This is a genomic window from Actinomadura litoris (assembly GCF_009733595.1).
Classification (GTDB): Bacteria; Actinomycetota; Actinomycetes; order Streptosporangiales; family Streptosporangiaceae; genus Spirillospora; species Spirillospora litoris.
Window position 1 is genome coordinate 1 of record NZ_WOFH01000005.1, and the last position, 26,209, is coordinate 26,209.

Sequence of the window (26,209 nt, forward strand, 5' to 3'; positions counted from 1 at the left end):
CCGGGCGCTGCTGCCGCTGATGCTCGCGGGCCTGGTGGAGGTCTGGGCGGTCGATCCCAAGCGGATGGAGTTGTCGTTCGGGCGTCCGCTGTTCGAGCGGTACGGGCGCTACAGCGATGACCCCAAGGGCGGCATGGTCGAACTGCTGGAGTCGGCCGCCGAGAACATGAACGCGCGGGCGGAACAGTTCGCCGGGGTGACGCGCTCCTTCCGCCCCAGCACCGAGCATCCGTTCCGGGTGATCGTGGTGGACGAGTTGGCGTTCCTGACCGCCTACTGCCCCGAACGCGACCTCAGAAAGCGCGCCGAATCAGCCATCGCCGTACTCACCTCGCAAGGGCGGTCGGTGGGGTACTGCGTGATCGGCGCACAGCAGGACGCCCGCAAAGAGGTCAACAACCTGCGCAACCTGTTCCCCACCCGGCTCGCGCTCCGCCTGGACGAGAGCGAACAGGTCGACATGGTCCTCGGCGACGGGTCCCGCGACCGTGGGGCGCTGGCCGACCAGATCTCCGCCGTCCCCGAGATCGGCGCGGGGGTCGGATTCATCCGGCTTGAGACCACCCCCGACCCGGTGCGGGTGCGGGCGGCCTACGTCTCCGACACCGACATCCGCCACATGATCACTCTCGGAGTCCCCGGCCTGGGCGGCCTGGAGGCGGGTGAGGCAGCATGACGCAGCTCTCCCTGGACGGTTCGCCCTCGCCTGAGACCGAGGACCCCTCGCCTGAGCCAGTGGTCAAGACGCTGCCGCCGTTGGCGCGGGAAGTCCTGCAAGCCGTCGCCATCGACCACGGCGTCTGTATCCGGCCCGTCCCGATGCGGCGGACCGACCTGCACACCGGTGAGTCCGAAGTGATCTACGTCCCCTGTAATCACACCCTCGCCTCGGTGTGTCCCACCTGCGCCGAACGCAAGCGCAAACTCCGCGCCGTCCAGTGCAACCAGGGATGGCACCTCGCCACCGAACCCGTCATCACCCGCGCCGACCCCGACGAGCAACAACGGTCCCTGCTGGAACTGCGGGCACGAGCCCAGACCGAACGCGACCAAGCCGCCGACACCGGCACCGCCCACGGCGAAGACCTCGACTTCTGGGACGGCCTGCTGCGCGAACTCGATGTCGAGATCGAACGCGCGGGGGTACGCGGCACCCTCACAACCGGGGAGGAGACCAGGGGCCGGCGGACCCGTTCAACTCGGCGACGCCAGGACGCGCCCGACCTTCCCCGGCGCCCCGTCGACTCCCGCACGGTCGGCCAGGTGTTCCGGGGCCGCGACGGCAAGACCTTCCGGCCCTCCATCTTCCTGACCCTCACCCTGGACTCCTACGGACGAGTCCGCTCCGATGGAACCCCCGTCGACCCGGCGACCTACGACTACACGCGGGCCGCGCGGGATGCGCTGCACTTCTCCAAGCTGGTCGACCGGTTCGTCCAGAACCTGCGCCGGTTCGTCGGCTACGACGTCCAGTACTTCGCCACCGTCGAACCCCAACGACGCCTGGCCCCTCACCTGCACATGGCCATCCGCGGAACCATCTCCCGCGCGGAACTGCGTCAGGTGGTGGCGGCGACCTACCACCAGGTGTGGTGGCCCTCCACCGACCAGGTGAAGTACGCGGGAGAGCACCTCCCGGTCTGGGACGACGCAGCGCACCCTGACGGCGGCGGGTACGTCGACAAACGCACCGGCGAACCGCTTCCGACCTGGGATGACGCGCTTGACGCCCTCGGCCTGGACGAGAATGCCGAACCCCTGCACGTGGTGCGCTTCGGCCGCCAGATCGACGCCCAAGGCGTCATGGCCGACTCACCTGAGTCCCGGCGGCTGATCGGCTACCTGACCAAATACCTCGTCAAAGGGGTGGCCGAATGCCACGAGGCCCAGACCAGCGCGCAGCGTGAACACGTCGACAAGATGGCCGAGACCCTCCGGTACGAGCCGTGCTCTCCGACGTGCGCGAACTGGCTGCGCTACGGCGTCCAGCCCAAGAACCCCCGGCGGGGGCTGACTCCCGGGTTCTGCAAGGGCAAGGCCCATCGCCGCGAACACCTGGGCTACGGCGGCCGCCGCGTCCTGGTCTCCCGACGCTGGTCCGGCAAAACCCTGACCGACCACAAAGCCGACCGCAAAGCCTGGGTCCTCGCCCGGCTCGCCGAAGCCGGAATCCCGGTCCTCAACCCGGCCGACCCCACCGCCGTCCACGTCTGGGAACGCGCCGGACCCAGCGACCCCGACGTCAAGACCCTCGAACGACGCCTCATGCACCTGATCAACGAACGCGTCACACGCCGCGCACAACTCGACGCAGCCATCCAACCCACCACCCCAGAACTCTCGGCAACTGCGGAGGCAGCGTGATCCATACGCGTCAGCAGATGAAGACCCTCGCCCCTGACGACCGGCTCCTGACCTACGCCCAAGCGGCCGAGATTCTCAACACCACTCCCCGGTTCCCCCGTCGTCTGGTGGAGGAACGACGTATCCGCTTCGTCAAGGTCGGCCGCTTCGTCCGCATCCCCGAATCCGCCCTCCGTGCCTTCATCGCCGCCGGGCTTGTCGAGCCGATCACCCTGCACGGACAAACCACCAGGAGGGCAGCCTGATGGCTGGCAAGCGACGCTTCGGACGTGTCCGCAAGCTTCCGTCCGGACGGTTTCAGGCGCGGTACCCAGGACCTGATGGCCTGGACCGTCCGGCACCGACCACGTTCGCGACCAAGCGCGATGCCGAACGATGGTTGGTACTCAAAGAGGCGGAGATCCAGGCAGGTGATTGGCTCGCACCCGATGCCGGACAAGTCTCCTTCAAGGAATACGCAGAGACCTGGATCCGGGAACGGCCTGGCCTGCGCCCCAAGACAGTGGAGCGGTACGAGGGGCTCGTCCGGCTGCACCTGGTCCCGACTTTCGGCAATTCGGCCGTCGCCGATATCAAGGACGCGCATGTACGGCGTTGGCGTAAGCGGCTGCTCGACGCGGGGGTCGGCGTCGTCACGCTGGCGAAGGCGTACCGACTGCTCAAGGCGGTCATGAACACGGCAGTCAGTGACGGCATGATCAAACGCAATCCGTGCACCATCAAAGGCGGGGGCGCCGAGAATTCCCCAGAGCGACCGGTCCTCAGCATCACGGAAGTCTTCACCCTGGCTGACGCCATCGACCGGCGTTACCGGGCGCTCGTGCTGCTGGCGACGTTCACGAACCTCCGGTGGGGTGAGGCGGTAGCGCTTCGGCGAAAAGACCTGGATCTCAAGGCGGGCACGGTGAGGGTTGAACGGACGCTCGTAGAGGTGACCGGCAAACCGCTCCACTTCGGCCCTCCGAAGACTGAAGCCGGTACCCGGACGCTCCCTATTCCGGCAATCGTGCTTCCGGACCTCAGGGAGCATGTCGAGAAGTTCGCGCAGAACGGCGACGACGGTCTGATCTTCGTCGGCGGCAAAGGGGCGCTACTCCGGCGCGCAAACTTCCGGCGCAACTGGTTGCGGGCGCTGGACAAGGCGGGGCTCAAGGGTGTCCGGTTTCACGACCTGCGGCACACGGGTAACACGCTCGCTGCGATCGCTGGGGCGACCCTTCCCGAACTCAAGGCGCGCATGGGGCATGCGAGCGATCGCGCGGCCATGATCTACCTGCACGCGACGGACGAACGCCATCGGGAGATCGCGGACACGCTGAGCGCGATGGCCAGGGCCGAGATGAAGAAGGCCCGGAAGCGATCGGGCACGCAACGGGCACGGAAGCGGAAGAAGAAGTCCTGAGAGCTGAGAGCCCGGGTCGGAGTTGTTGTTCTGACCTGGGCTTCTTGGTGGGTGGAGCCTAGGGGATTCGAACCCCTGACACCCGGCTTGCAAAGCCGGTGCTCTACCAACTGAGCTAAGGCCCCTTGTCATCTTGCTGTTTACCTGCGCCGCGACCGGTGTCGATCGTACACCGTGGGCGGAGCACCGGCTTTCCGGGCGGGGGAGGCGTGGTAGGGCCTCGGCCCGTTCGGTCGGCCCGCCCGGGTCAATTGATCACGCTGGGTTCTGTCCGCTGGTCGGGGTGTGGGCGGGTCTTCTTGAGGATCAGGTCTGGGAGGGCGGCCACGCTGGGGAGGATGTGGGTGGCGCCCGCGGTGAGGAGGCGTGCGCGGTCGTGGGCGCCGGTCAGGACGCCCGCGACCACGGACGCGCCGGAGCGGCGGCCCGTCAGCATGTCGTTCGCGGTGTCGCCGCAGACGGCGATGTGGCGGACGTCGTCCACGCCCAGGCGGAGGGCGGCGGTCAGGACGAGGTCGGGCCAGGGGCGGCCGCGCTCGACGTCCTCGGGGCAGAGGGTGAGGTCGGCGTGGTCCCACCAGCCGAGGGTGTCGAGGATGCGGGCCTGGGTGGTGCGGCCGAAGCCGGTGAGCAGGCATACGCGGACGCCGGCGCCGCGGAGGCGCTCGATGGCGTCGGCGGCACCGGGGACGGCGCGGAGGCCGTGCCGGTCGACGAGTTGGTCGTAGGAGCGCTGGAAGGCCATGTTCGCGGCCTGGGCGCGGGCCTCGTCGAAGAGCGAGCGGAAGATCTCGATCTTGGATCCGCCGCGTGACGCGCGGATGTGGGTCATGGCGCGCTGGTGCGCCGCCGTGCCGGGCGCCGTGCCGAGGGCGGCGATCGCCTCGGCGAAGGCGGTCTCGACGGTGTCGTCGTCGGCGACAGTGGTCCCGGCGAGATCGAGGCAGGCGACGGTGATCGACTCTGCTTCGCTCACGCCGGGGCCTCCCTCGAAGTCGGGCGTTCGCTCTCCGCGGGATTATCGCCGGCGTCTCAACTGTCGGACGAGGTGGCCTCGGTCCACAGGTCGAGCTCGGCCCGGTCCTGCTGGAGGCGGCGCCACACGGCGAAACCGCCAAGAGCCACGACAGCGAGAATGAGAAGCTTCTTCACGGTGGGGACCCCTTCACCTCGGTTATGAAGCAAACCCGGGCATGTAACGGATCAGTCTCTACTCCCCCAGGTTCTCCGAAGCCTAGCAACCGTAGCCCAGCGATCCGCACGTGGTCGTCGGTATCGGACCTGGCGTCCAAATCGCGGAGGTGTGGAGGGTGTCACGTCCGCGCCACCTCGCCGTGACGCGGGGACAGCCGCATAATCCGGTGTGACGACCTTCGGGAGTGCCGATGGCTGAGGACGACTTCGGGCTCTGGGAGCGCGAACTCGACTCCCGGGCGCCCGACGACGAGGCGTCCGGCGCGCGTGGGATGCTGCTCGTCGCGGGGCTGACCGCGACCGGCTGCACCGCGATGATCGCGTTGGGCGAGGTGCCGCTGGGCGCGGCGGGTCTGGTGTTGTCCTCGATCATCCTGCTGCTGTGGCGAATCGGGATGTGACCGGTCGCCCGGCCTGACCGGCGCCGGTGGCACCGCGAGCCTGGGGCTTCGGCGGGAGGGTGGCCGATCGTGGCCGCGTCCGACGCTTCCCGTATGGCGTCGGCCTTTCGGTCCGCCCGGCTCGATATGCGGCGTTGACATGGGGGTTCGTCCCGCGATAGATCCGGGACGTCCTGCTTGATCAGTGGGACGCGCCGGGCTCGCCGTCCCCCCGGGCCATCTCGCCCGCCGTGCGCGCCCGCGAGGAGGTCCGTGCATGTTGAGAGGTAAGGCCGGAGTGATCGGGACGGCGGCCGTGGCCGTCCTGCCCTTGACGATGACGATGCCCGCGCAGGCTGCGCAGGCGAAGGCCCCGGACGCCAAGGTGGTCCCGATCCAGGTCACGGGCGATCCGTCCAAGCGGTTCAACCTGGTGATCATGGGTGACGGGTACACGGCGGCGGACATGCCGAAGTTCCGGACGCACCTGGCCGAGCACCTGAACGGCCTGTGGACGATCGAGCCGTTCAAGTCCTACCGCAGCTACGTCAACGTGTACGCGGTCGAGATCCCGTCGCAGGAGTCCGGGGTCGGCTGCGATCCGAACCTGTCCTCGCCACGTCACAAGACGCCGTTGAGCATGGCGTTCTGGAGCGGGTGCAGGGAGGACGGCATTCAGCGCCTCCTCGTCATGGACTCCGCGGCGGCCAAGACGTACGCGGACCTCGTCCCTGGCGCGACCCTGGGGAATCGTCAGATCCTCGCCCTCGCCAACAGCGACACCTACGGCGGCGCGGGAGGCACGTACGCGACGGCGTCCGGGGGGAACGCGATGTCGGCGCTCATCGCCCCGCATGAGCTGGGGCACTCTCTGGGTGGGCTCGCCGACGAGTACGACTATTACCAACGTGGTGTCCCTGGGGGCACCTACACCGGAGCGGAGCCCGAGTCCATCCACCACACGTTGCTCACAGAGCAGCAGATGAAGGCGCAGAAGGCGAAGTGGTGGCGCTGGCTAGGGGAACGCAGCGAATCGGGCGGAACCATAGGGCGCTACGAGGGCGGCCTCTACTACAGCAAGGGCGTGTGGAGGCCGAGCCAGCACTCCATGATGAAAACGCTCGGCTACTACTACGACCAGGTCGCGCGGGAGCGCATGACCCAGCGGATCTCCGCCAAGGTCAATCTCGTCCAGGCGCAGACGCCCACGGACGCGCCCGTGGGCGACGACCGGGTGCTGTGGGTGGAGACGATGCACCCGACCGGGCATCCGCTGCTCACGACGTGGACGGTCGACGGGAGGGCCGTCCAGAGGGGGCCCAACCTTGACCTGTCGCGGCTCCATCTGCGCAAGGGCACGCATGAGGTCACGGCGACGGTCACCGATCCCACCGACTTCGTGCGCGACCCGGCTGTGCGGTCGTCCGCCGCGCTCACCCAGACGCGCACATGGACGGTGGACACCCGCCTGAGCACGCCGCCCTCGGACGTGCCCGCCGACTTCACCTCCTCTACTCCGACCGACCAGACCGTGGGCGCGGAGAGCGTCGTGTATGCCGAGACCACACATCCGGTCGGGCGCGCCCTCAAGGTCCGCTGGGAAATCGACGGCCACCGTGTGCGCGGTGGAGACCGTGACATCGACCTGGGACGTCTCCACCTGTCCAAGGGGAGGACGCATCGCCTCGTCGCACGTGTCGGTTCCAGGAGCCGCGCCTGGACGATCGACTCCCAAGGCCCGACGGTGAAGTACGAGTTGTCCAAGGCGTCGCAAGCGCGCGCGGGACGCACCCCCGAATACGTCTTCGACGGTCCTTTCACCATGCGGCTCACAGGGGCGGACGACCGTCCGGGCGTGGTGGTGTCGGAGTTCCGCGTGGACGGCGACGGCTGGTTCAACTACTTCGGCTGGCCCACCGACTCGTCCGCCCCCTGGCGGTTCAGCGAGACCGGCACCATGATCGACGGCCTGACCTACGGCAGGCTCGGCAAGGGGCGGCACACGATCGAGTACCGCGCCATCGATCCTGCCGGGAACATCGGCAAGGCCGGCAAGTTCGTCGTGACCCTGCGCTGAGACCGGGTAGGCCGCCGGCCTCGGCGAGGTCGGCGGCCTACGAGGCGGGTTCGGACGCGGGCTCGACGAGCACCTCGGGGGTGGGGGTGGCGGCGGGGGCGCGGCGCGCGGTGGCCAGGACCGACCCGCAGAGGATCAGCGCGAACGAGATCATGATCGTCGCGGTGAGCGGCTCGTCCAGGAACAGGACTCCGGCGACCACCGCGACGGCCGGGTTGACGTAGGTGAACACCATCGCCCGGGACGTGCCGACCTCCCGGATCAGCTCGAAGAACAGCAGGAACGCCAGCGCGGTGCACACCACCCCGAGCCCGGCCAGCGCCGCGAGGACGCGTCCACCGGGCACTTCTTCCGGCCAGGTGGCAACTGCCGGCCCCGTGTAGACGACCGCGGCGAAGGCCAGCGAGGACGCCGCCAGGTGCAGGCTCGGCAGCTCCTTGAGTTGGCGGGTCGCGATGATCGGCGCCGTCGCGTATCCGAGCGCGACCAGCATCACCTCGCCGAGCGCCCACGCGTTCCCGCCGCCGAGGTGCGGCCCCGCGAGGACGCCGACGCCCGCCAGCCCGACCAGCAGCCCCGTCCAGCGCACCGGCCCGAGCCGCTCGGCGTCGCCGGTGACCCGGGCCACCAGCACCGCGATGATCGGGACGGCCGCGATCAGCAGCCCGGTCATCGAACTGGTCAGCCGGTGCTCGGCGTCCGACAGCAGGGCCCACGGGCCGAGGATCTCCAGCGCGGCGAACACCAGCAGCGGGCGCCAGTGGCGGCGCACGACGCCGAGATCCCCGGCGCGGATCATCAACGGCAGCAGCAGGACGGCGCCGAGGAAGGTCCGCGCGAACACCAGCACGGGCACCGACACGTCCTCGACCGCCACTTTGATCATGAGGTAGGGAATCCCCCACAGCACGCTCATCAGCGCGAACAGCACCCAGCCGCGGCGACTCACCACAACCCCCCGTTCCGGTTCCCCCCGTCCACCGGACGGGCCCGGAGCCGCGACGGGCCCCGGTGACCCGATCAGGGTGCGGCCCATCGCCCCCGGAGGTCTTGAACGCAGTTGCGCGCCGGGAGCGTTCTCAACGCGGAGTTGTCGGACGCGTGCGGTCCGCTCCGATGGCGATACCGACGATCGTGCACGGCTCGGTGCCGTCGTTTCGCCATCCGTGCCGGGTGCCGTTCTGGACGAGGACGTCGCCCGCCCGCAGCACCGTCCGCTCGCCGCCGTCGAGGTCGAGCGTGACCTCGCCCGAGACGACCATGACGTAGTCGATGCTGTCGGTGGTGTGCATCCCCGCGGTGCCGGGCTCCATCGCCGCCATGGCGCCCGGCATCCGCCGCTCCAACTCGTCGAGCGCGGCGGTCATGTCCAGATCCGGACGCGGGACCACCTCGCCCGGCGGAATCGTATTGATCATGAACCGCGAGCCGTCGCGGGGCGGATACCACGCCTCGGCGGGACGCGGCGCGCCGTCGTCGGGGAACGTGGGCCGCTCGTCCCGCCCCCACAGCCGGTAGGCGGCGACGCCGGGCATCAGATCGGATGTGATGGGCTCGACGTCGCGATCGTCGACCACACGAGCCCGACCTGCGGAGTCATGCCCGGTGACCACACGGCGGACCTTCATCGGCACTCCTTTAGTACGGTGGCGTATGGATACGCCACCGTATCTTTTGCCTCCCGAACCCGTCAATACGGTGGCGTATCCTGTAGCCCGTGGTGAACGAGTCGACCCGGTTGTCCGCCCAGGACTGGGCGCGGGCCGCGCTGAAGGCGATCGCGGACGGCGGGCTCGCCGCCGTCGCCGTCGAACCCCTCGCGCGGACGCTCGGCGTGACCAAGGGCAGCTTCTACGCGCACTACCGGAACCGGGACGAGCTGATCACCGCGGCGCTCACGGAATGGGCGCGCAGCCACGGCGAGGCGGCGCTCACCGAACTCGCCGCGCTCACCGACCCGGCGCGGCGGCTGCGCGAACTTCTCACCGTGGTCGTGCAGGCCGTCCAGCCGCTGGCCCCATCGGTGCACCTCAGCCTGCTCGGCGACCGCAACGACCCCCGGGTCAGGGACGCGGTCCACGAGGTGAACCGGGCCCGGCTGGATCTCCTGACCCGCACCTACCAGGAACTCGGCCTGCCACCGGACCGGGCGGCGTCGCGGGCGCGGGTCGCGTACGCGGCCATCCTCGGGCTGCTGCACCTGGCCCAGACCGACCCTGACGGACCGGACTCCGCCGCCCTCGCCGAAGAGGCGACCGCGGTCTTCCTACCGTCCTGATCGCTGCCCGTCAGACCGTCCTGGCCGCCGGGGCCGTATATATGCCGCCGTTTTGAGACCGGCCAGGCCCGCACTGCTGTTTCCCTTGGGATGAGGCGGGACGAGGGTGGGCGTCACCCAGGACGCTCTTCCGATAAACGCCCGGCGTGACCCCCAATACGCGCCGGAACCAGCGGGTGAGGTGCGCCTGGTCCGCGAATCCGACGAGGGTCGCCGCCTCGGCGGGCCGATGTCCGGCGTCGATGAGCCCTCGGGCACGCGACACCCGGTGCTGAGCGAGCCACGCGTACGGCGGCATGCCCATGGCATTGCGGAATGCGCGGAGGAGTTGGTAGCGGGACATTTCCAGGTCGGCCGCCACTTCGGCGAGCGTCGGCGGGTCCACCAACTCGTCCGCGAGGCGCGTCGTGACCGTCTGGGCGATCCGGCGGGCATCGGGCTGGATCCCCATGGCGGCCCGGGGCACCTTCGCCGCATGGCGCCGGGTGAGCGCGCCGAGCATTTCGAGAAGCCTGGTCTCGCCTTCCAAGGGGTACTCGCCCAGCCACAGGGCGCGGTGGGCAAGGCGAAGCGCCTCTGCCAGCCGAGGGTCACGGATGACGGGCTCCTGGAAGTGCGTCTCGACCGTTCCGGTGATACCGCTCAGCAGCTCGACACTCGGATACAACGCCAGGTAGGCGTACCCGTCGGGCCCGGCCGGCCCGCCCGTGTGCGTCTCCCCGGGCTCGATCACGAGGACGCTTCCGGCTGCGGAGTACAGCCTCTCTCCCCGGTACCGCATCGTCTCCATGCCATCGACGCACACACCGATGGCGAATTCGTCGTGCGTGTGCGGGGCGTAGTGCCGACTTCCGAACCGGGCACTCAGCAGATCGAGCGAAGCGCCCTGAATTCCGTCCACACGCGTCCAGTCGGCCCGATCCCCCCGTGTGACCACCTGCTTCCCCACCTCCCGCGCCATTCCGACATAGTGACACCCCCTCGGACACCGCGCTCGTCCTCCACGCACCACGTCTTGACGATCGTGGCGTGGCCCGGGGAGGTGATCATCGAAGGGTTCTCCTCTGATCTGAGGTTTCGTCACTGAACGGGCGCGGCGCGATCAGCCCTCTCGCGGTCGGGATCGGGCCCATGGGCAAGGGCGGCGGCGTCGAAGGGGCCGGTCAGGCCGGACGAGCCGCGCGGCGTCGCCGGTGGTAGTGGACGGTGACCGCGATCAGCAGCGGGCCCCAGGCCACGACCGGCGCGAACGAGGCGTTCATCAGCCACGCCCATGCGCCGGTCGGGGATCCGGCGCTGCGATGCGTCCAGGTATAGAAGTAGCCGACGGTGTACAACAGCACCGTCATCGCTCCCAGCATCGCGGTGGTGACCGCGAACCGCACCGACACGCGTCTGCCGCCGACGAACGGCATCCAGCGGGGGAATCGCTCCCCCCACGGCTGGATCAGCCCGAGGGTGGCGAAGGACGCGAGCTCGCTCAGCAGGATCAGGACGAGCACGTACACCGAGCCCCATCCGGGGACGTGCAGGTCCGTCATGGCCTCGTCGGTGAAGCCCATCCCGTAGCCCCACGTCATCGGCAGCCGCCACAACGCGGACGGCAGCGTCGTCAGCGCCGCCGCGTGCGCCGCCCAGTACGCCCACCTGGGGACACCTGGCATCGTGCGAGCCCCTGTCTTCCGGCTGCGCCGCTCGGTTTGGACGGCGGCGGGCGCCGTTCCGGTGAAGGTCGTGGTCATCATGGCTCCTCAGGGGTTCGGCTCCGGATCCCTGCCCGGCATGGACGACTCTGCCGGGATCGGAGGCCGGATCCCTCCCCTAACCGGGTGGAGTGTGCCGTCCCGTCTCCCCCGCGAGAGGTAGGGCCGCATCCCGGGCATGACCTGTGGGAACTCACGTGGCCGACCCTGGCGATCTTGTGGTGTTGCTGCCGGGGGGTGGCCCTTAGGCGGGGGCGCCCGCGGTCCAAAGGCTTGGATGGCCGTCGCGTGCGGCGCGTTGCTCGGCCGCTGTCGTGGACCGGACGTGATCGCCGGTCGGTCGCGCTCGCGCCTACCGCCGACCGACCGTCGTCAGGGCTTCAGGCCGGCGAACGCGGCTTGCAGGACGGCGTCGATGAAGGCCGCGTCGTAGTTACCGGGGATCAGCAGGAAGCGGTAGTACAGGGGGCCGTAGAGCAGGGCGACGATGACGTCCAGGTCGTACTCGGTGGATAGCTGCCCCTGCTCCTGTGCCGCACGGAGGCGGATGCGGGTCCTCTCGGTGATCGGTTCGACCCAGCGTTCGTAGAGGGCCTCGGCGATGGCGGGGTCGTGCTGGGCCTCCCCGACCAGCGCGGCGTACAGGGGGCCGAAGTCCGGTCCGCCCACCAGTTCGCGGGCGGCGTTCATCTGCTTGCGGAGGTCGTCGACGATGTCGCCGGTGTCGGTGTAGGCCAGTTCCGTCTGGAGGGCGGAGAGCATGGCGTCGAGGAAGAGCGCGCCCTTGGAGGGCCAGCGCCGGTAGACGGTGTGCTTGCCGACGCCGGCGCGGGCGGCGATGCCCTCGATGCTGAGTTTGGCGTAGCCGACCTCGCGTGCGAGGTCGAGGGCCGTCCGCATGATGACGGCGGTGCGATCAGGGCTCTGGGGCGGTGGGCTGACTGTCACGAGAGCACACCTTACCAAAACGGCACGGCACGTGCCGTTGACAATCGACGGGCGATGTGGCCATGATCGGCGCAGTCAGAACGGCACGTGCCGTTTCATCCTCTTGGGATTCGGAGACATCCATGGGGGTCCTGTTTCTGGTGTCGGCGCTGGTGATCGGCGGGTTGCTGGCCGTCCAGGCGTCCGCCAACCTGCAACTCAACCGGGTGGTCGGCACGCCCTACGGCGCCTCGACCCTGCAACTCGGCATCGCCGCCGTCCTGCTGGCCGCGGTCGCCGGCGTCGCGGGCGGCTGGGGAGCCCTCGCCGGGGTGGCGGACGTCGCGCCCTGGAAGTTGCTGGGCGGGGTCGCGAGCCCGATCTACATCGCCAGCGCGATCCTGCTGTTCCCGCGACTGGGCGCACTGGCCTCGGCGGGGTTGTTCGTGGCCGGTCAGGTCCTGGCGTCCCTGGTCCTGGACATCGGCGGCCTCCTCGGCGTCGAGCAGCGTTCGTTCAACGCCGGGATGGCGCTCGGAGCGCTGGCCGTGCTCGGAGGCATCGCGATGGTGATCCGCAGCCAGCTCGCCGGAACCTCGTCGCAGGCATCTTCCGCCCGCGCCGGCTGGATCGCGCTGGGGCTGCTGGCCGGGGCCGTCCTCCCGGTCCAGGGTGCGATCAACGCCGCGCTGCGCGTCGAACTCGACGACGCGTTCGCGGTCGGCATGGTCAGCTTCACCGTCGCGACCGCCACGATCGCCGTCGTGCTGGTGCTTCTGCTGGCCCTGCGCCGCACGCCCCGTCCGCGGTTGAACTCGTTGAACACCGTTCCCTGGTGGGGCTGGCTGGGAGGGGCCGCGGCCGCGACCTACGTCACCCTCACCTTCCTGCTCATCCCCCGGATCGGTGCCGCGACCACCATCGCCCTGACCGTCACCGGGCAGCAACTGACCGCGGCGGCGATCGACCACTACGGCCTGTTCAGGCTCCCGCCCAGGCCGGTCACCGTCGCCCGGCTCGCCGGGCTGGCCTCCCTCGGCGCCGGTTGCGCCCTCGTGCAACTCGCCTGATCGACGTTCTCGCCGACCACGGACAGACCCCGATCCGTGACCTGGCAGGCCGCCCGCACCTGGGACGTGTCGTCCGCCTGACCAAGGGACTTCACACCAGAGGCCGGATCCGGACCGGATCCGGCCTCCCCCATCGCACGTTCCCCCGGGATGGTGCCAGGCGCGGGACGGACCAAGACGCGAAAGTGAACGCGGATGAGGCGCGGGGGTCGACACGGATGAGGCGCGAGTGAGGCGCGGGAGTGGACGCCGGTGAGGCGCAGGAGTGGACGCCGGTGAGGCGCGGGTGAGGTGCGGGGGTGGACGTGGGTGAGGCGCGGGAGCCTGATGGCGGCTAGGGCGCTTCTGATGAATCTTGGGCGGACCCAACGAGCAACGTGGTTGTTGCTGCTGTGGCAGCAGGTCGCCGAGAGGTGGTTTGTGGAGCCGTTCCAGGACCCGCAAGGTCGCCCTGATGATCCATCAGAAGCGCCCTAGTCGACGGTTGCCTTGGCCCGCCGCGTCCAGGCGCGTCCAGGCGCGTCCGGGCGGGACGGGCCTCACGCGGTGAGGGGGGACGCTCAGGCGGAGAAGATGTGGCGGAGACGCCAGCGGTCGTGTTCGCGGCCCAGCTCCGCGACGGCCACCCCTTCCGCTCCGGTCACGCGGACGCGGTAGACCCGGGCCTCCTGGGACGACCCGTAGGTCTTCAGAACCTCGTCGACGGCGTACCGCGCGCCCCTCCACTCGTACGCGGTCAGTCGCCCGGCCGGGTCGTGCTCGGCCAGGATCGGTTCGTTGAGAAGGTGCGCCATAGGTCCGCGATGCTAGCACGGGTTCGAACTGGTGTTCGCAGGTCGGAGGCCCTTCGGGGCCCGTCGGACGTGCGCGGACCGCGCCCATCGTAGGCGTGCGTACCCGTGTCCGCCGGGCGCGGCGCGGCGACGTTCGCGCACGGATTTCGACGTTCCGCAGAACGCCGAACCCCCGTACCGGCGGGACCGGCGCTGCCGTTGCCCGTCAGCGAACCAGCCCTTCATGCGGGCGACGCACCGCCCTGTCGCCTCACCCCTCCCCATGGGTCCAAGACCAAAGTTGTCCACAGCCTGGGGGCAACCTTGCCCACACTCTCACCGCCTGGAAATCAGGCGCTCGGGGTAGTGGATCCACAAGGAAATCCCCAGGAGGTGGGGCTTCGCGCTCGATCGGAACCCCGTGTCCTCAGGCTTCCACAAGGCCGGACGGCCGGACAGGGCATCCACAACCTGTGGATAACTTCGGTGCACAGCCTGGGTACGGTGCCGTGCGTCACGGTCCACCATTCTTCCCCAGGCGATCCCCAGCCACCGAGCCAACTTATCCACGCCGTGGAAAAGCCTGTGACCAGGCAGAACAACGCCTCCCCCCGGGGAGGGCGCACAGCCCGTCCACACCCTGTGGGCGGCGGGCCTCCACAGCGTGCTCGCGGCGGTGGATTGCGTCACCCACCGCTCATCCCCACCTGGATCCCCAGGCACAGCCCGGTTGCGGGCCGGGCTTCACAGCGCGGGGGTCACAGGTGGCGGTCGACGATGGCCCGTGCGGCCCGGCGGGTGGCGGGCACCGTCTCGCCGATCGTCTCCAGGGCCGCTCCGGCCATGGCGCCGTCCAGGAGGATGGTCAGCTCGCGCGCCAGCAGCTCCGGATCGGCGGCTCCCGCGGCGGCGGCGAGTTCGCCCACCCACGCGCGGACGGCCCGCTTGTGCGCGACGGTGGCCTCGTGGACGGCCGAGCCCGGCAGCGACTCGCTCGCGGTGTTGATGAACACGCATCCCCGGAACGGCCCGTCGCCGTCGGCGGCCTCCATCGCCCCGAACATGCCGACGAGCTGCTCGCGCGGGTCGTCGCCCGCGCCCTCCGCCGCGTCGCGCAGCATCTTCCGCCACTTCTCGTCCGAGTGGCGCAGGAAGGTGAGGACCAGTTCGTCCTTGGACTTGAAGTGCGCGTAGAGGGTCGCCTTGGCCACGCCGGAGTCGGCGATGATGCGGTCGACGCCGACGCCGCGGATGCCGTAGAGGTAGAAGAGGTCGGTCGCGGTGCGCAGGATCCGGTCCCGAGCGGGCTCGCGCGTCGATGTGGTCATTGGACGACTCCTCCCAGCTGGGCGCCATGATACAGACAGACCGGTCCGTATGGTCAGGCGGCGGCCCGACTCAGGGCACGCCGAGCAGCCGTAGCAGGGCCGTGCTCCCCGCCGCTCCCAGGACCACCACGAGGAACGGGGCCTTGCGCCACGCCATCACGCCGCCGACCAGCACGCCCGCGGGACGGGCGGTGCCCGCCCACTCGTGGGCCTCCAACAGCGCGGTGGTGCAGACGAGCGCGGTGAGCAGGACCACGGCGGCCCGCCCATCAGGCTTTCCATGGCCGGTGGGAGGTCGACCCTTGAGCGGAGCGCCGGCCCCGCGAGCCGGAAGGCGTACGTTCCGGCGGCGAGCGTGAGCATCGCGCCGATCAGCATGGGGGTGCCGGTCACCGGATCACCTCTGTCTCCCGCTTCCGTCCCACGGCCAGGACCAGCCCGGACAGGCCCAGCAGCACCGGCAACCCGACGGGCAGGAACGGGGCGGTGGCCAGGGCCAGGGCGGAGCCGGCCAAGGCGGCGCTCCGGGTCTCGCCGTCCCGGAGCGCCGGTAGGACCAGCGCCAGGATCACCGCCGGGAACATGGCGTCCAGGCCGAGCGCGTCGGTGTCCTCGATGACGGTCCCGGCCAGCCCGCCGAGCAGCGCCCCGACCGGCCAGCAGGCCAGGATGCCGAGCCCGCACAGCCAGTACGCCGCGCGCTTGCGGGGCAGGTCCGGCTGCGCGAGCGCGAAGACGACCGTCTCGTCGTTCATCAGATGCGTGCCGAGGATCCGCCGCCGGCCGTGGCCGAGCACGTCGGGCAGCGCCAGCCCGAAGGGCAGATGCCGGGCGTTGACCAGCAGCCCGGCCAGCACGGCCGCGATCGGACTGCCACCCGCGGCGATCACCCCGACGAACAGGAACTCCGAGGACGCGGCGGCGACGAGCAGGCCCAGCAGCACCGGAACCCACAGCGGGAGGCCGCCCGCGACCGCGACCGCCCCATAGGACAGGCCGATGACGCCGACCGCCAGACACACGAGCGCGATGTCACGCAACGTCCCGCGCTGTAGTGTTCTCCATATCGAACACATGCAAGGCATAATGAACGCCGGACGCCGCGTTCGTCAAGGCGAACGACCGACCGCTGGAGCGAACATCCCGATGGAAGACACCGCCGCCACGGGCAAGCCGCCGCTGGCGGTCATCGCCGCCTCGCTGCGCAGGGAGCGCACGCGCGCGGGCCTGACGCTGACCGAGGTCGCGCAGCGCGCCGGAATCGCGAAGTCCACGCTGAGCCAGCTGGAGTCGGGGACCGGCAACCCCAGCCTGGAGACGCTCTGGGCGCTCTGCGTCGCGCTGGACACGCCGTTCTCGCGGCTGCTGGACCCGCCCCGGCCCGCGGTCCAGGTGATCAGGGCCGGCGAGGGCCCCGCTGTCTCCTCCGACCAGGCCGACTACCAGGCGACGCTGCTGGGGGCGTGCCCGCCCGGAGCGCGCCGCGACATCTACCGGGTCGCCGCCGAGCCGGGGCACCAGCGCACGTCGGACCCGCATATGCCCGGCGTCGTGGAGCATGTCGTGCTCAGCGCCGGGCGCGCGCTGGTCGGGCTCGCCGACGACCCCGTGGAGCTGCGGCCGGGCGACTTCATCACCTATCCGGCCGATCTGCCCCATGTGTTCCGTGCGCTGGAGCCCGGTACCTGGGCGGTGCTGGTCTCCGAGCACGTGTGAGCGGCGGACGGGATGGCGTCGTTCGTTCGCGGTCGTTACGGGCGGAAGGCCTGGCCCTGTGCGCCGCCTTCGACGGCTTCGACATAGGCGCGGGCGACGTCGGCGGCCAGGGTGCCCCGCGTGCCCTCCAGATCGAGGCTCTTCCTGACCTCGGGGCCCATGCTCGCGAGGGTCTCGGCGACCCAGCCGGGGCTGACGATGTTCACCCGCAGGTCGCGGGGCATCTCGATCGCCGCGGCCTCGACGAACGCCTCCAGCCCGGTGTTGACCACCGCGGTGAAGGAGGCGCCCGGGATCAGACGGTCGAAGACGCCGCCGGTGAGCGTCACCGAGCCGCCGTCCCGCAGGTGGCGCATGGCGCGTCGGAGCAGGTGGATCTGGCCGAGGAGCTTGCCCTGGAGCCCGGCGGTGATGTCGTCGTCGGAGTCGAGCCGGGTGAGGGAGCCGCTGGCCGCGCAGCACACCACGGCGTCCAGGTCGTGGACGGTCTCGAAGAGCGCGTCGATGGAAGCGTGATCGTCCATGTCGACGCGTACCGGGCCCCGCCGTGACGCGCGGACGATCTCGTGGCCGCTCTTCTCCAGCGCGGTCGCGACCTCGGAGCCGAGGGTGCCGGTGGCGCCGATCAGAAGGATCTTCATCTCTGTCTCTCCCGTTCAGGCCGCGGGCTGCAGGACTCGGTCGAGCAGCAGTTCGCGGTAGCTTCGCACGTGGTCGGCGAGTTCACCGTCGCCGAAGGACGAGGCGCCGTGGACGATGAACGGCTCCTCGTAGTCCATGCCGGTGAGGTTCGCCGTGGCGTCGAACGGCCGCAGCAGGTCGGTCACCGGGAACCGGTTGAGGCCGCCGGGACGGTAGAGCGCCTCGCCGCCACCGACCGTCGTGGCGATCCGCAGGCTCTTGCCGTGGAGGGCCTTCCCCTTGGAGCCGTAGGCCCAGCCGTGCTCGAACACCTCGTCCAGCCACTTCTTCAGCAGCGGCGGCGCCGAGTACCAGTAGAACGGGAACTGCAGGACGACGCGGTCGTGCTCCATGAGGAGGCGCTGCTCTCGGGCGACGTCGATGTTCAGGTCCGGGTAGGCGGCGTAGAGGTCGTGGACGGTGACGTCCGGCAGGTCGCGGATACCGGCCGCCAGAGCCGTGTTGACCCGCGAGGTGTCGAGGTCGGGGTGGGCGAGGAGGACGAGCGTGCGCGTCATGGTCGATACTCCCTAGTGGAGACAGACAGGTCTGTCTGCTTCCGACGACCATGAGACTAGACAGACAGATCTGTCTAGTCAAGCGCCGACCCGGAACAGGGGTCTGAGCTCTAGGGATGACGTGGCGGGAGGGCGGCTTCCAGGTCGTCCAGGCGGCGGAACTCGTCATGGAGGACGGCGCGGTCGGGCGCGGGGAGCGGGTGCGAGCGGGCTTCGCTCGCGAGTTCGCGGGCCCGTGCCCATTCTTCGAGGTGAAGGGCCATGTCCGCACGCAGGACCAGGGCCTTCACACGTTCGGACGGGGTGAGCGGTTCGTCCGAGGCGAGCAGGTGGTCGAGGATTCTCGCGGCCGCCCGGTGGTCCTCCTTCGAGTCGCCCAGGAGCGCCGCCATGTGGAGCGTTCTGGCGACCGTCTCCTTGGGGATGGCTTCCGATTCGCCCGAGATCGGCTGGCCGATGCGGAGTTGGATGCCGTCGGGGTCGGTGAGGAGGAACTGGCGGACCCCGTAGGACATGTTCTTCAGAACGCCCAGCCTGGGGAGGCCGCGCGTCGGCACGCGTCCCAGGGCTTCTTTCAGACCGTCGCGGAACGCCTCGTACAGCGGATCGACATCGGCGGTGAGGACATAGCACATGTGCATGGAGGTGGCCGGGTCGTGGCGCTTCCAGCCGTAGAACTGCAACTCCATGCCGCCCCTGCGAATCGCGAGATAGGGGTTGGGCCGGGTCTGCCAGGACACCCGCTCGAACCCGAGCGCTCGATAGAACTCCCAGGTCATGTCGATCGACCGGCACGGAAAGATCGGGATCGTCGTCTCGCCCATGGCCCGAAGGTAGGTTCACCGCCCGCCTCTGGTCAAGTTTGATTAGATAATCGCCCCCCCGGCGCCCGCTGGACGACGAGCGCCCTCCGTGATCCAGCCTCGGGCCGGGCGAGCGTCCGGGGTCGCGGCCGGTGTCGCGCCCAAGAGGCCGCGCCCAAGGGGCCGCGTCGTTCAGCCGCGCAGACGCCCTCGGACGGGACGATGGGACAGGCGCCTTGCCCGCGATCAAGATCGTGGCGGCGAGCGCCGCTAAGACGATCTCCGCCGTTCCCAAGCCGCACGCGAGGAATTCCATGCGTCCGATCCCACCACTTCAGCACCCCGCGGGACATCGCGGTGGACCGCACATTCATGGTGGGGTTTACCGCAGGGTCTCACCCCATCCACAGACTGTGGAAAACCGTGAGATCTCACGCCGGACGACCGCCGTCCACCCACTCGGTGCCGTCCGGACAAGATCATCTGGTCTTATCGCCACCCGGCGCGGAAACGATCCAGGATCCCTTCCGGGCGGTTCGTTCACTCCTGCCCGCCTTGGCGGGCTCCCACCCATGCGGGTGGGCTCTTCCCTGAGGAGCATGACGTGAAGACGGACGGCGCCGACGGGCAGCCCCCGGGCATACCCCTGGGCGTGCCCACACCGGCGCGTATGTACGACGAGGCGCTGCATGGAAAGGACCACTACGAGGTCGACCGCCGCGCCAACGCCGTCCTGTACGAGGGCATCGGCGAGGCGTCCGTGCGCAACACCGCATTGGAGAACCGCCGCTTTCTCGGACGGGCCGTCCGATATCTGGCAGCGGAATGCGGTATCCGCCAGTTCCTCGATATCGGGTCCGGCCTGCCCACCATGCGTAATACGCACCAGATAGCGCAGGAGGCCGATCCGGACGCGCGGGTCGTCTATGTCGACTACGACCCGATCGTCGCCGTCCACGGCCGGGCTCTGCTGGCCAACAAGCAGACGCGGATCGTGACCGCCGACATGCGCGATCCCGAGTCGATCCTCGACCACGAGGACACGCGCGACCTGATCGATTTCGGCCGTCCCGTCGCCGTGCTGTTCGTGGCGGTCTTCCACTTCATCACGCGCGAGGAGGACCCGGCCGGCATCGTCTCGGCCTTCCGTGCGCGCTCCGCGCCCGGCTCCTACGTGGCGATCTCCCATCTGACGAGTGACGGGACCCCGGCCGAGGAGCAGCGCGCCTGGGAGGCGGCCTTCGAGGGCGCGACCTCACCGCTCGTCTTCCGCGGCGAAGGCGAGATCCGCGCCCTCTTCGGCGGCTACGACCTCGTGAGCCCCGGGCTGGTCCGTCCCTGGCAGTGGCATCCGTCCGATGACGGATCTCCGGAGACGACGTCCCTCTTCGGGGCCGTGGGACGGCTCGGCGCGTCCTAGCGCTCCAGGTGCGTCTTGCGGCAGGAGCGCGGCGCGTTCACCGGGTTGCAGCGCGCCGGGTCCGCTCCCGGTAGCTGGGCCACGTAGTCGCTGCCGTGCCGGGCCGCCAGGCCGACCACCGGGAAGTCGGTGCTGACGATCTGCGCGCCGCTCGCGAGCGCCGCGTCGAGCCGGGCGGTGCTGCCCGAGCGGGCCTGGTCGAACGGGACGTCCGCGCGGGTCCGCACGAGGTATCCGCGCCGGACGAGGTCGCGGATCTGCGCCTGCCCCGCGCCCTCCGGCTCGTTCTGCTCGACGAACGCGGCGTCGGGACGCCCCGGCGCCGCGTCGGTGAAGATGACCCGCCCCTCCAGGTTGGGGTGGCCCGCGAGGTAGGGCGCCTGGACGTCCGCGCCCTTGTTGTCCATCAGGAACAGGAACTTGCCGCGCGACTTCGACACCGACGGCCACCCGTACTTCAGGACGGACTGCTCCAGCGTCAGTCCGGGCCGCCGCAGGTCGTCCGGCTTGATGATCTTGTCGTCGCCGATCGCGGCTCGGATCTCCGCGTCGAGCCTGTCCATGAGCGGGCCGTCCCAGCGCGGGCTGCGCGGTCCGCCGAGCTTCTCCATCGCGGGGTCGGTGGACTTGAACTCCAGCAGGATCGGGATCGGCACGTGCCCCCGGTTCGCCTCCGACCACGTGCGGGCCTGCTTCAGGCAGTTGGTCAGCGAGACGCAGGACGAGCCGTAGTCGTGGTCGGCCCAGTGCAGCACCTTGAAACCGGGCTTCTTCATGTCGGGGTTGTCGATCTCGCCCAGGCCGGCCTCCCTCCGCACGATCGGCTTGGTGTAGAGGCCGCCCTCGGGATCGGGAAATATGTCCAGCTCGATACTGCGAACACGCTGCGCGGAGAACTGCGCGGGCAACGCCGCGTGGGAGTACTCAAGGTTCCACCACCCCGAGTCCCGTTTGGCTTGGACGGCCTTCTCCGCACTGGTCAGCTCGCGGTGGTAGCTGTTGTGCGTGGCGATCATCTGTATCTGGTTGAGCCGCACCGGTCCTTTGTCGCCATGGCCCGTGGCCTGGGCGGGGTAGGCGGCGGCGAGCGTGCCCGCGAGGGCGGTCACGGCGGTGGAGAGCGTGGCGAGGGCGAGAAGGTGGCGTCGCACCTGTTCCTCCTGGATAAACGCATGTCAGGGACGCCTGGAGCGTGATCGCCTTCCATGATCGCCAGCTGTCCGCGCGCGACCCCGCTCATGAACCGCTGCCGAACAGCCGCCGTCCAAAGCCTGTGGATAACTTTCGTCCCCAGGTGTGGATCCGCGCCGTCCACCGGTTGTCCACTGTTCGACCAGATCGCGTTCGCCAGCGGGAACGCTTGTCAATGCTGGTCAGAAGGCGGGGCCTGAACCTTGTCCGCAATAATCCACAGCCTGTGGATAAACAATCGGAAGGCCCTGGGGAAAGCGGTATCCCCACACCGTCCGCAGGGCCGTCCCCAGGTGCGCCGGTCATCCACAGGGTGCGGGGATCATGTGAAGGGTCGCAGAAACCCGGGATCTTCGCTGGCAACGACGCCGCCACCTGGACGGACGTCTTCAGCGGAGCCCCCGTCGGCCCAGAGCGCCCTAGAACGCCGCCAGGGCGGGCAGGGTGGCCCTGGCACGGCGTACGGCCACCGAGCAGGCCGAGCCGTCGCGGCGAGGCCGCTGGACGGCTCGCGTATCCGGACACGCGAAAGGCCCCCGCCGACGTACCGGCGGGGGCCTTTCGCGATGGTGGGCCTAGGTGGACTTGAACCACCGGCCTCATCCTTATCAGGGATGCGCTCTAACCGACTGAGCTATAGGCCCGTACTGCCGCCGCCCTTGCGGCGCAACGAGAGGTTACCCCATCCGGCGCGGCAACCGGAAATCGATTAGCCGGTGGCGGCGGCGCGCGGATCCACTGGTCAGCATGGCGTCCTCGGGCGTTGTCGGGGCGGCGGTCAGGAGGCCCGCGGGGCGGGCTACTCGGCTTCCTTGAGGGTGACCTCCACGCCGCCCACGAGATCGGCGGCGAGGTTGTAGATGACGGAGCCGACCGTCGAGAGGGCGGTGATGAGCAGGACGTTCAGCGCCCCGACGAGGACCGTGTAGCCGAAGACGCGGAAGAAGGAGAACCAGCTCCCGGCATCGACGCCGCCGGTGGTCTCGCCCTGCTGCTTGGTGAGGCTGTTGATCGTGTCGCTGATGGCGTCGAACACGCCGAGCCCGGCGAGGATCGTGTACAGGACGGTGACGGCGACCAGCAGGACGACGAAGCAGACCACCGACATCACGAAGCTGAACTTCATCACCGACCACGGTTCGAGCCGGGCCAGCTGGAGCTGCGCCTTGCGCGCCGGTTTGGCGTTCACCGCGGGCTTGGCAGAGGACGGGGCCACCGCCGGGGCGGCGGGCGCGGGCCGGTCCTTCAGGACGGTCCCGGCGAAGCCGCCCGAGGACTTCGGAGAGCTGGACGTGCCCCCGGAGCCCGACGAGTTGGACGACGGCGTGTCGCGGCGTCCGAAGGGCTTCCTCGGCCGAGTCCCCGACCCCGGGGACTCGGCCGGCTTCGACCACCCCGAGGAGCTCTTGGAACCCGAGGACGGGGAGGACGACCGCGCCGGGTCGCTCGGCTTGTCCGAGGAGGACGACGTGGCCGGGCGGTCGTCGGACGCGGGAGGCTCGGTGGTGTCCTTGATCGGAGCGATCTCCGGCGTGTCGCCCTCGGACGCCTCCGACTTCTCGGACTCGTCCTCGATGTGGGCGAGGTCGGCCCTGGTCTCGTCCGCGGACGTGATCTCGACGGTCGCCTCGTCCCGGCCGGGCTTGGCGGAGGCGGCGGCGACGGTCTTGCCTGACTTGCCGCCGGGGCGCTTGGCGGGGGCCTCGCCACCCGCGTCCGCGCCGGATCCGCCCTTGCTCTTGCCGGGCTCCGTGCTCACGTGTCCTCCTGGCCTAGCGGCTCGGTGACGAGGCCGGGCGCATCACTCACCGTCGCCCCCCTCGCCGTCGGCGTCCTCTGCGTCCACCATGGACTCTACGTTCCTCGCGATGGCGACCACGCTGTCCCCGTCGGCGAGGTTCATCAGGCGAACGCCCATGGTCTGCCTGCCGGACTGCTTGATCTCCGCCGCGGTGGTGCGGATCACGCCCCCGTTGGACGTCATCGCGAACACCTCGTCGTCGTGACCGACCATCAGTGCCCCGACCAGCCTGCCGCGCGTTTGAACGATCTTAGCGGTGAGAACGCCCTTGCCCCCACGACCCTGGCGAGGGTACTGGTCCGCCGGCGTGCGCTTGGCGTACCCGCCCTCGGTCGCGATCAGGACATCCTGGGACGAGTCCTGCACAACAAGCATGTTGAGGACTTCCTGGTCCTCCTCGAACCGCATGCCGATGACGCCGGACGTCGCGCGGCCCATCGGGCGGAGCGAGTCGTCGTCGGCGCGGAACCGGATCGCCTGCGCGCCGGTGGAGACCATCAGCAGGTCGTCCTCGGAGGAGACCAGCCGCGCCGCGATGACCTCGTCGTCGTCGACCAGGTTGATCGCGATGATCCCGCCGGTGCGCGGCGAGTCGAAGTCGCCCAGCGCGGTCTTCTTGACGCGGCCGCGCTTGGTGGCGAGCACGAGGTAGGGCGCGACCTGGTAGTCGCGCAGGTCCATGACCTGGGCGATGTGCTCGTCCGGCTGGAAGGCCAGCAGGTTCGCGACGTGCTGGCCGCGCGAGTCGCGGCCGGCGTCGGGCAGCTCGTAGGCCTTGGCGCGGTAGACGCGGCCCTTGTTGGTGAAGAACAGGATCCAGTGGTGCGTCGTCGTGACGAAGAACTGGTCGACGATGTCGTCCTGCTTGAGCTGCGCGCCGCGGATGCCCTTGCCGCCGCGCCGCTGCGCCCGGTACAGGTCGGTCTTGGTGCGCTTGGCGTAGCCGCCGCGGGTGATCGTGACGACGACGTCCTCTTCGGCGATGAGGTCCTCGTAGGACACGTCCCCGTCGAAGGGAATGATCTCGGTGCGCCGCTCGTCGCCGTACTTCTCGACGATGGGCGCGAGCTCCTCGCCGACGATCCGGCGCTGCCGCTCGGGCGAGGCGAGGATGTCGTTGTAGTCGGCGATCTCCGCCATCAGCTTGTCGTACTCGTCCATGATCTGCTGGCGCTCAAGGGCGGCGAGCTTGCGCAGCTGCATGTCGAGGATGGCCTGCGCCTGGATCTCGTCGATCTCCAGCAGGCCGATCAGGCCCCGCTGCGCCTCCTGGGCGGACGGCGAGCGGCGGATCAGCGCGATGACCTCGTCGATGCGGTCCAGCGCCTTGAGGAGGGCGCGCAGGATATGGGCGCGCTCCTCGGCCTTGCGGAGCAGGAACCGGGTGCGACGGACGATCACCTCGATCTGGTGCGCGACCCAGTACCGGACGAACTGGTCGATGCGCAGCGTGCGCGGCACCCCGTCCACCAGCGCGAGCATGTTCGCGCCGAACGTCTCTTGGAGCTGGGTGTGCTTGTACAGGTTGTTCAGGACGACCTTGGCGACCGCGTCCCGCTTGAGGACGATGACCAGGCGCTGCCCGGTGCGCCCGGACGTCTCGTCGCGGACGTCGGCGACGCCGTCGAGCTTGCCGTCCTTGACCAGCTCGGCGATCTTGAGCGCGAGGTTGTCGGGGTTGACCTGGTAGGGAAGCTCGGTGACGACGAGGCAGGTGCGGCCCTGGATCTCCTCGACCTCGACCACGGCCCGCATCGTGATCGAGCCGCGGCCCGTCCGGTACGCCTCCTCGATGCCCTTGCGGCCGACGATGAGGCCGGCGGTCGGGAAGTCGGGGCCCTTGACCCGCTCGATCAGCGCTTCGAGCAGTTCCTCGTCGGAGGCGCCGTAGTTCGCCAGGAACCACTGGACGCCCTCGGCGACCTCGCGCAGGTTGTGCGGCGGGATGTTGGTGGCCATGCCGACGGCGATGCCGGCCGAGCCGTTCACCAGCAGGTTGGGGTACCGCGACGGCATGACGTCGGGCTCTTGCGAGCGGCCGTCGTAGTTGGGGGAGAAGTCGACGGTCTCCTTGTCGATGTCGCGCAGCAGCTCCATCGCGAGGGGCGCCATGCGGCACTCGGTGTACCGCATGGCCGCCGCCGGGTCGTTGCCGCGCGAACCGAAGTTCCCGTTGCCGTCCACCAGCGGGTAGCGCATCGACCACGGCTGCGCCAGGCGGACCAGGGCGTCGTAGATGGCGGAGTCGCCGTGCGGGTGGTAGTTGCCCATGACGTCGCCGACGACGCGCGCGCACTTGAAGTAGCCGCGGTCGGGCCGGTAGCCGCCGTCGTACATCGCGTACAGGACGCGGCGGTGGACCGGCTTCAGCCCGTCCCGCACCTCGGGCAGGGCCCGCGCGACGATGACCGACATCGCGTAGTCGAGATAGCTCTTCTGCATCTCGACCTGGATGTCGACCGGTTCGATCCGCTCGCCTGGGTGTCCACCCTCTGTGGTCACGTCCGTCACTCTCAAGACCTCTTCTGCTTGGTGGGATGGAAGTACGTCGCCGCGCGGCGGCCCGGACGCCGCTCACGGTCT

At 69.7% G+C, this 26,209-nt stretch carries 26 protein-coding genes, 2 tRNA genes and 1 pseudogene; 10 read left to right on the top strand and 19 right to left on the bottom strand.

Annotation, left to right across the window (positions count from 1 at the left end):
- The 4 genes and pseudogenes from GNZ18_RS40830 to GNZ18_RS14770 all read left to right on the top strand — a co-directional run.
- A pseudogene (locus GNZ18_RS40830) lies at positions 1-676 on the top strand (cell division protein FtsK); the annotation flags it as partial.
- A complete protein-coding gene (locus tag GNZ18_RS14760; RefSeq protein WP_246249876.1) occupies positions 673-2,364 on the top strand; it encodes a replication initiator in 1,692 nt (563 codons plus the stop codon). The pseudogene GNZ18_RS40830 and the gene GNZ18_RS14760, both read left to right, overlap by 4 nt.
- A complete protein-coding gene (locus GNZ18_RS14765) occupies positions 2,361-2,609 on the top strand; it encodes an excisionase family DNA-binding protein (protein WP_312874529.1) in 249 nt (82 codons plus the stop codon). Before GNZ18_RS14760 ends, GNZ18_RS14765 begins: the two co-directional genes overlap by 4 nt.
- A complete protein-coding gene (locus GNZ18_RS14770; protein WP_156217081.1) occupies positions 2,609-3,766 on the top strand; it encodes a tyrosine-type recombinase/integrase in 1,158 nt (385 codons plus the stop codon). The genes GNZ18_RS14765 and GNZ18_RS14770 overlap by 1 nt, the downstream gene beginning before the upstream one ends.
- Positions 3,767-3,818: 52 nt before the next feature.
- On the opposite strand, the gene GNZ18_RS14775 is transcribed toward GNZ18_RS14770, so the two are convergent.
- From GNZ18_RS14775 to GNZ18_RS43150, 3 genes are all read right to left on the bottom strand, one after another.
- Positions 3,819-3,891: transfer RNA gene (locus tag GNZ18_RS14775), tRNA-Ala, on the bottom strand.
- Positions 3,892-4,013: 122 nt separating this feature from the next.
- The gene (locus GNZ18_RS14780) at positions 4,014-4,742 is read right to left on the bottom strand and encodes a phosphonatase-like hydrolase (RefSeq protein WP_214615730.1); all 729 of its coding nucleotides are present in this window, start codon (positions 4,740-4,742) and stop codon (positions 4,014-4,016) included.
- A gap of 56 nt (positions 4,743-4,798) precedes the next feature.
- Complete coding sequence (locus GNZ18_RS43150) at positions 4,799-4,918, bottom strand: DLW-39 family protein (RefSeq protein ID WP_211238580.1); 120 nt, start codon at positions 4,916-4,918, stop codon at positions 4,799-4,801.
- A gap of 233 nt (positions 4,919-5,151) precedes the next feature.
- Between GNZ18_RS43150 and GNZ18_RS14785 the strand changes: the two genes are divergently transcribed.
- Positions 5,152-5,361 carry a hypothetical protein gene (locus tag GNZ18_RS14785; protein ID WP_156217082.1) on the top strand — a complete coding sequence of 70 codons (210 nt, stop codon included), beginning with the start codon at positions 5,152-5,154 and terminating at the stop codon, positions 5,359-5,361.
- Positions 5,362-5,617: 256 nt separating this feature from the next.
- Positions 5,618-7,417, top strand: coding sequence for a M64 family metallopeptidase (locus tag GNZ18_RS14790; protein WP_156217083.1), 1,800 nt, complete (start codon positions 5,618-5,620; stop codon positions 7,415-7,417).
- Positions 7,418-7,454: 37 nt separating this feature from the next.
- Here the strand turns inward: GNZ18_RS14790 and GNZ18_RS14795 are convergent, their stop codons facing one another.
- Complete coding sequence (locus GNZ18_RS14795) at positions 7,455-8,366, bottom strand: DMT family transporter (RefSeq protein WP_312874530.1); 912 nt, start codon at positions 8,364-8,366, stop codon at positions 7,455-7,457.
- Positions 8,367-8,496: 130 nt separating this feature from the next.
- On the bottom strand, positions 8,497-9,045 hold the full coding sequence (locus tag GNZ18_RS14800) for a cupin domain-containing protein (protein ID WP_156217085.1): 549 nt from the start codon (positions 9,043-9,045) through the stop codon (positions 8,497-8,499).
- An 89-nt stretch (positions 9,046-9,134) separates the two neighbouring features.
- On the opposite strand from GNZ18_RS14800, the gene GNZ18_RS14805 reads away from it, so the two are divergent.
- Entirely contained in the window at positions 9,135-9,695 is a 561-nt protein-coding gene (locus tag GNZ18_RS14805) for a TetR/AcrR family transcriptional regulator (RefSeq protein WP_216651291.1), read from the top strand.
- A gap of 10 nt (positions 9,696-9,705) precedes the next feature.
- On the opposite strand, the gene GNZ18_RS14810 is transcribed toward GNZ18_RS14805, so the two are convergent.
- The 3 genes from GNZ18_RS14810 to GNZ18_RS14820 all read right to left on the bottom strand — a co-directional run bounded on the left by GNZ18_RS14810 (position 9,706) and on the right by GNZ18_RS14820 (position 12,346).
- The gene (locus GNZ18_RS14810; RefSeq protein WP_156217086.1) at positions 9,706-10,656 is read right to left on the bottom strand and encodes a helix-turn-helix domain-containing protein; all 951 of its coding nucleotides are present in this window, start codon (positions 10,654-10,656) and stop codon (positions 9,706-9,708) included.
- A gap of 202 nt (positions 10,657-10,858) precedes the next feature.
- Positions 10,859-11,437 carry a hypothetical protein gene (locus GNZ18_RS14815; protein ID WP_246249878.1) on the bottom strand — a complete coding sequence of 193 codons (579 nt, stop codon included), beginning with the start codon at positions 11,435-11,437 and terminating at the stop codon, positions 10,859-10,861.
- Between the two features lie 333 nt (positions 11,438-11,770).
- Positions 11,771-12,346 (bottom strand): TetR/AcrR family transcriptional regulator, encoded by a 576-nt coding sequence (locus tag GNZ18_RS14820; protein WP_312874531.1) that lies wholly within the window; start codon positions 12,344-12,346, stop codon positions 11,771-11,773.
- Positions 12,347-12,468: 122 nt separating this feature from the next.
- On the opposite strand from GNZ18_RS14820, the gene GNZ18_RS14825 reads away from it, so the two are divergent.
- Positions 12,469-13,395: a DMT family transporter gene (locus GNZ18_RS14825; RefSeq protein WP_156217087.1), complete on the top strand. Its 927-nt coding sequence runs from the start codon at positions 12,469-12,471 to the stop codon at positions 13,393-13,395.
- Positions 13,396-13,955: 560 nt separating this feature from the next.
- On the opposite strand, the gene GNZ18_RS14830 is transcribed toward GNZ18_RS14825, so the two are convergent.
- The 4 genes from GNZ18_RS14830 to GNZ18_RS14845 all read right to left on the bottom strand — a co-directional run bounded on the left by GNZ18_RS14830 (position 13,956) and on the right by GNZ18_RS14845 (position 16,536).
- Entirely contained in the window at positions 13,956-14,189 is a 234-nt protein-coding gene (locus GNZ18_RS14830) for a hypothetical protein (protein ID WP_156217088.1), read from the bottom strand.
- Between the two features lie 737 nt (positions 14,190-14,926).
- The gene (locus GNZ18_RS14835) at positions 14,927-15,496 is read right to left on the bottom strand and encodes a TetR/AcrR family transcriptional regulator (RefSeq protein WP_156217089.1); all 570 of its coding nucleotides are present in this window, start codon (positions 15,494-15,496) and stop codon (positions 14,927-14,929) included.
- A 70-nt stretch (positions 15,497-15,566) separates the two neighbouring features.
- A complete protein-coding gene (locus GNZ18_RS41205; protein ID WP_216651292.1) occupies positions 15,567-15,752 on the bottom strand; it encodes a hypothetical protein in 186 nt (61 codons plus the stop codon).
- A 133-nt stretch (positions 15,753-15,885) separates the two neighbouring features.
- A complete protein-coding gene (locus GNZ18_RS14845; RefSeq protein WP_216651294.1) occupies positions 15,886-16,536 on the bottom strand; it encodes an AzlC family ABC transporter permease in 651 nt (216 codons plus the stop codon).
- A 106-nt stretch (positions 16,537-16,642) separates the two neighbouring features.
- Here GNZ18_RS14845 and GNZ18_RS14850 point away from each other — a divergent pair, with 106 nt between their 5' ends.
- Positions 16,643-17,212, top strand: coding sequence for a helix-turn-helix domain-containing protein (locus GNZ18_RS14850; RefSeq protein WP_216651295.1), 570 nt, complete (start codon positions 16,643-16,645; stop codon positions 17,210-17,212).
- A 35-nt stretch (positions 17,213-17,247) separates the two neighbouring features.
- Here GNZ18_RS14850 and GNZ18_RS14855 read toward each other — a convergent pair whose 3' ends face one another.
- The 3 genes from GNZ18_RS14855 to GNZ18_RS14865 form a co-directional block, all read right to left on the bottom strand.
- The gene (locus GNZ18_RS14855) at positions 17,248-17,853 is read right to left on the bottom strand and encodes a short chain dehydrogenase (protein WP_156217091.1); all 606 of its coding nucleotides are present in this window, start codon (positions 17,851-17,853) and stop codon (positions 17,248-17,250) included.
- A gap of 15 nt (positions 17,854-17,868) precedes the next feature.
- Positions 17,869-18,411, bottom strand: coding sequence for an NAD(P)H-dependent oxidoreductase (locus GNZ18_RS14860; protein WP_156217092.1), 543 nt, complete (start codon positions 18,409-18,411; stop codon positions 17,869-17,871).
- Positions 18,412-18,521: 110 nt separating this feature from the next.
- Entirely contained in the window at positions 18,522-19,235 is a 714-nt protein-coding gene (locus GNZ18_RS14865; protein ID WP_216651297.1) for a bleomycin resistance protein, read from the bottom strand.
- A 583-nt stretch (positions 19,236-19,818) separates the two neighbouring features.
- Between GNZ18_RS14865 and GNZ18_RS14870 the strand changes: the two genes are divergently transcribed.
- Positions 19,819-20,634 carry an SAM-dependent methyltransferase gene (locus GNZ18_RS14870; protein ID WP_312874532.1) on the top strand — a complete coding sequence of 272 codons (816 nt, stop codon included), beginning with the start codon at positions 19,819-19,821 and terminating at the stop codon, positions 20,632-20,634.
- Here GNZ18_RS14870 and GNZ18_RS14875 read toward each other — a convergent pair.
- The 4 genes from GNZ18_RS14875 to gyrA form a co-directional block, all read right to left on the bottom strand.
- On the bottom strand, positions 20,631-21,785 hold the full coding sequence (locus GNZ18_RS14875; protein WP_312874533.1) for a phosphatidylinositol-specific phospholipase C1-like protein: 1,155 nt from the start codon (positions 21,783-21,785) through the stop codon (positions 20,631-20,633). The two genes, GNZ18_RS14870 and GNZ18_RS14875, sit on opposite strands and share 4 nt — an antisense overlap.
- 607 nt (positions 21,786-22,392) lie before the next feature.
- Positions 22,393-22,469: transfer RNA gene (locus GNZ18_RS14880), tRNA-Ile, on the bottom strand.
- 155 nt (positions 22,470-22,624) lie between these two features.
- Entirely contained in the window at positions 22,625-23,584 is a 960-nt protein-coding gene (locus GNZ18_RS43670; protein WP_312874534.1) for a DUF3566 domain-containing protein, read from the bottom strand.
- 42 nt (positions 23,585-23,626) lie between these two features.
- On the bottom strand, positions 23,627-26,137 hold the full coding sequence (gene gyrA, locus GNZ18_RS14890; protein ID WP_214615700.1) for a DNA gyrase subunit A: 2,511 nt from the start codon (positions 26,135-26,137) through the stop codon (positions 23,627-23,629).
- Between the last annotated feature and the right edge of the window lie 72 nt (positions 26,138-26,209).